This is a genomic window from Hydrogenophaga sp., assembly GCF_028698005.1.
In the GTDB taxonomy this organism is placed as follows: Bacteria; Pseudomonadota; Gammaproteobacteria; order Burkholderiales; family Burkholderiaceae_C; genus Hydrogenophaga.
In genome coordinates this window covers 1-3,345 of the sequence record NZ_JAQVEJ010000232.1, presented here as the reverse complement: position 1 = coordinate 3,345, position 3,345 = coordinate 1, and the positions used below count along the sequence as shown (strand labels likewise).

Below are 3,345 nucleotides of genomic sequence, written 5' to 3'. Positions count from 1 at the left end.
CCATGAGCACGATGAACATCTCTCTCCCCGACACCCTCAAGTCCTTCGTGGATGAACAGGTCAGCCAGCGCGGCTACGGCACGAGCAGCGAGTACGTGCGCGAGTTGATCCGCAAGGACCAGGACCGTCTGCAACTGCGCGGGTTGCTGCTGGCCGGAGCAGCTTCGGCCCCGGCGGTCCCCGCTGATGCCAACTACTTCGACGGGCTGCGGGATCGGGTGCGCAAGGCTGCCAAACCCGCTGCCAAGTCGTGAAGGCCAAGCCAGTCATCCCGCGTGAGCAGGCAAATTGGGATGTGGACGAGGCCGTCGCCTACTACCTGAGTGAGGCGGGCGAAGCCGTGGCAATGGGCTTCGTCGATGCGCTGGAGAAGGCTTACGGGCACATCGGTCGCCACCCGGCCACAGGTTCTCCACGCTACGCCCATGAACTCAACTTGCCGGGCCTGCGCGACTGGCCGCTGACGCGCTACCCGCACCTTGTGTTCTATGTCGAGCATCCGGACCACATCGACGTCTGGCGTGTGCTGCACGGCCAGCGCGACATCCCTGCGTGGATGCAGGAGCCCGACGGCGTGTGACGGTCGGATCCCCGGGACATATCTGCGTGATTGCCGGGGCGGAGTCAAGCACCAAGTGCAACACCGATTTATTGAATTGAGGAATTGGGTGGCGGATTCAAATCTGAAGTGCAACACCTGACTTGCCGTAAGGTACGCAGATGTCGCCCCAGCCCAGAACCTACCGCCAACTCCAACCCGAAGACCGTGTGACCCTCGCCAGCCTCAAGCAGCAAAACTACAGCGTGCGTGAGATCGCCCGCGTTCTCGCTCGCTCGGCCAGCACCATCAGCCGTGAACTGCGCCGCAACGCCTCAGCTGGCCAGTACAGCAGCGCTGCGGCCCAGCAAAGCTGCCAGCACCGTCGCAGACAGGGCCGCCCGGTGCGTAAACTGCATCCCGAGGCCATCTTGTTTGACCTCGTGCAGCACTTGCTGCGACAGCGCTGGTCGCCAGAGCAAATTGCCCTGACACTGGCGCGCATCTGCCCCAAGGGCCATGAGCTTCGCGTGTCGCACGAAACCATCTACCACTGCATCTATGCCCAACCCGTGGGTGAGCTTCGCAAGGAGCTCATCGCCTGCCTGCGCCACGCCCATAACAAGCGCGTACCACGCCGCAAGGGCCAGGACCGGCGTGGCCAGATCCCCGACATGCTCAGTATCCACCTGCGTCCACCCGAAGTGCAAGATCGCCAGTTTCCAGGTCACTGGGAAGGCGACCTCATCAAGGGCGAGGGCAATGCTAGCGCAGTGGGTACCTTGGTCGAGCGCACCAGCCGGCTGCTGATCCTGGTCAAGCTGCCCCACCCCAAGCCCGCCAGCGCAGCCAACGTGCTGCAGGCCTTCTCGGACAAGCTCAACGCCATTGCCCAACCGATGCGCCAGAGTCTGACCTACGACCAGGGCCGGGAAATGGCACTGCACAAGAAGCTGACCGAGCAAACGGGCGTTGCCGTCTACTTCTGCGACCCGCACAGCCCCTGGCAGCGCGGCTCCAACGAGAACACCAATGGACTGGTGCGCCAGTACCTGCCCAAGGGCACCGATCTGTCGGTCTACAGCCAGGAGCAGCTCGATGCGATTGCCGACCAGATCAATGGTCGCCCGCGCAAGGGACTGGGGGTACGATCACCGCTGGCGGTTTATCGGGAGCTGCTCCTGAACAGCCCGCAACACTCCACCCTCATTCACTGAACACCGGGTGTTGCACTTCAGATTTGAATCCGCCCTGCCCGTGGCCATTCGACCGCAGTGGGGAGTACTTTTTCGGAAGATAGGCATGCAGCCGGACCATGTGCTCCATTGGCCGAATCACATTGTGCAGCTCGGTGAAATGGACTTTGATCCTCCAACCAATGACATCCCAGTACGCTCCAACGTTTCCGAACTCCAAAGGCTTGGGTGCCTCATATGCAGTCGACTGCGCTATCCCAATGGCGCGTATGTAGGTGTCGCAGTAGGAGAAGATGAGGTCACCTGGAGAAACCTCACGCATGAATTCATAAAACGGGTTCAGGGCTCCGTCGGCCCTCGTCTTCGGAGACCATAGGTAACCCCCCGGCACCTCATGTCGGTAGGTTTGATTTTGGTTGACCCACCAGTACTTCACTGCAAGAGTTTTCGCCGCTCAAAAATCACAAATAGGAACTCGCTCCAATCGTTGGGTTGGGCAGTGTTCTTGCCGCTTGCTTGAGCACATGCATCCAGCGCCATTCTAGGAACTCTGAACCAGAGACCTCGATGAAAAATGACTTTCTGGGCAGTTCCGACAATATAGGCTTACCCGAAGCCGCCTGACCACAGCCATGGAGCCGCCACGCCCCTTGCTCTACACCTACCGTCGTTGCCCCTATGCGATGCGAGCGCGCATGGCCTTGCTGGTGGCGGGCATCGCATTCGATGCGCAGGAGATCGTGCTGCGTGACAAGCCCGCCGAGATGCTGGCCGTGTCGCCCAAGGGAACGGTACCCGTGCTGGTGCTGTCCGATCGCCGGGTTCTGGAACAGAGCTGGGATATCGTGGAATGGGCGCTGACCCATGAAGGAACGGGTACCGATGCTCAAGGCTGGTGGAGCGGGGCTCAGACTCAGGAAAACCTGGACCTTCTGCGCTGCAACGACGGCGATTTCAAACACCACCTGGATCGCTACAAGTACCCCGAACGGTTCGCGGACGACACCACGTCTGCGGCGATAGCCGATAAACGTGCCTTCCATCGGGAGCAAGCGGTCTCCATGCTGTTGGAGCGGCTGGAGCGATGCCTGGCTGGGTGTGAGTTCTTGGGCGGTGCGCAACCTTGCGCGGCGGATATCGGCATCTTTCCCTTCGTCAGGCAATTTGCCGCCGTGGACCCGGTCTGGTTCGGCACCTTGCCTCTCGGGCGTGTTCAGGCGTGGCTGACGCACTGGCTCCAGAGTCCCCTGTTTGAGGCGTGCATGCAAAGACTGCCCAGCAACGCAGTGGTTCAATACCCCGGTAGCGGGTGACCATGCTGTGGCTGGTCTTGGCCCTGGCTAGGCAGTGCCGTCAGCGGCATCGCCTCAACAATGGATCCAAGGTCAGTGCAGAGCTGGCGGCGTTCGATGAACATACCGCCGTGGTGTCAACCACCATAAAATTCGAAAACGCCGTTTTCGAATTTTATGCTCATCACACGTATCACACGTCGATATTCCCCGCCCGCAGCGCATTCGTCTCGATGAACTCCCGCCGCGGCTCCACCTCGTCACCCATCAGCATGGTGAACACGCGGTCGGCCTCGATGGCGTCGTCGATTTGCACGCG

Annotated in this window: 6 protein-coding genes; 4 read left to right on the top strand and 2 right to left on the bottom strand. The window is 60.8% G+C overall.

Features of this window, described 5'->3' with window-relative positions; all coding sequences use genetic code 11:
* Positions 1 to 2: 2 nt before the first annotated feature.
* From PHQ87_RS15210 to PHQ87_RS15200, 3 genes are all read left to right on the top strand, one after another.
* Complete coding sequence (locus PHQ87_RS15210; RefSeq protein WP_300236206.1) at positions 3 to 254, top strand: type II toxin-antitoxin system ParD family antitoxin; 252 nt, start codon at positions 3 to 5, stop codon at positions 252 to 254.
* Positions 251 to 580, top strand: a complete 330-nt coding sequence (locus PHQ87_RS15205) for a type II toxin-antitoxin system RelE/ParE family toxin (RefSeq protein WP_300236203.1) — start codon at positions 251 to 253, stop codon at positions 578 to 580. The genes PHQ87_RS15210 and PHQ87_RS15205 overlap by 4 nt, the downstream gene beginning before the upstream one ends.
* A gap of 140 nt (positions 581 to 720) precedes the next feature.
* Complete coding sequence (locus tag PHQ87_RS15200) at positions 721 to 1,755, top strand: IS30 family transposase (RefSeq protein ID WP_300236201.1); 1,035 nt, start codon at positions 721 to 723, stop codon at positions 1,753 to 1,755.
* Here the strand turns inward: PHQ87_RS15200 and PHQ87_RS15195 are convergent.
* The gene (locus tag PHQ87_RS15195; protein WP_300236198.1) at positions 1,745 to 2,170 is read right to left on the bottom strand and encodes a hypothetical protein; all 426 of its coding nucleotides are present in this window, start codon (positions 2,168 to 2,170) and stop codon (positions 1,745 to 1,747) included. The genes PHQ87_RS15200 and PHQ87_RS15195 overlap by 11 nt on opposite strands.
* Before the next feature lie 196 nt (positions 2,171 to 2,366).
* On the opposite strand from PHQ87_RS15195, the gene PHQ87_RS15190 reads away from it, so the two are divergent.
* On the top strand, positions 2,367 to 3,047 hold the full coding sequence (locus PHQ87_RS15190) for a glutathione S-transferase (protein WP_300236195.1): 681 nt from the start codon (positions 2,367 to 2,369) through the stop codon (positions 3,045 to 3,047).
* Between the two features lie 172 nt (positions 3,048 to 3,219).
* Here PHQ87_RS15190 and PHQ87_RS16085 read toward each other — a convergent pair whose 3' ends face one another.
* On the bottom strand, positions 3,220 to 3,342 hold the full coding sequence (locus tag PHQ87_RS16085; protein WP_366524494.1) for a hypothetical protein: 123 nt from the start codon (positions 3,340 to 3,342) through the stop codon (positions 3,220 to 3,222).
* Positions 3,343 to 3,345 lie beyond the last annotated feature (3 nt).

Coding starts and splice junctions, on each gene's coding strand:
- PHQ87_RS15210 (WP_300236206.1), top strand. CDS start 3: ATGAGCACGATGAACATCTCTCTCCCCGACACCCTCAAGTCCTTCGTG.
- PHQ87_RS15200 (WP_300236201.1), top strand. CDS start 721: ATGTCGCCCCAGCCCAGAACCTACCGCCAACTCCAACCCGAAGACCGT.
- PHQ87_RS15190 (WP_300236195.1), top strand. CDS start 2,367: ATGGAGCCGCCACGCCCCTTGCTCTACACCTACCGTCGTTGCCCCTAT.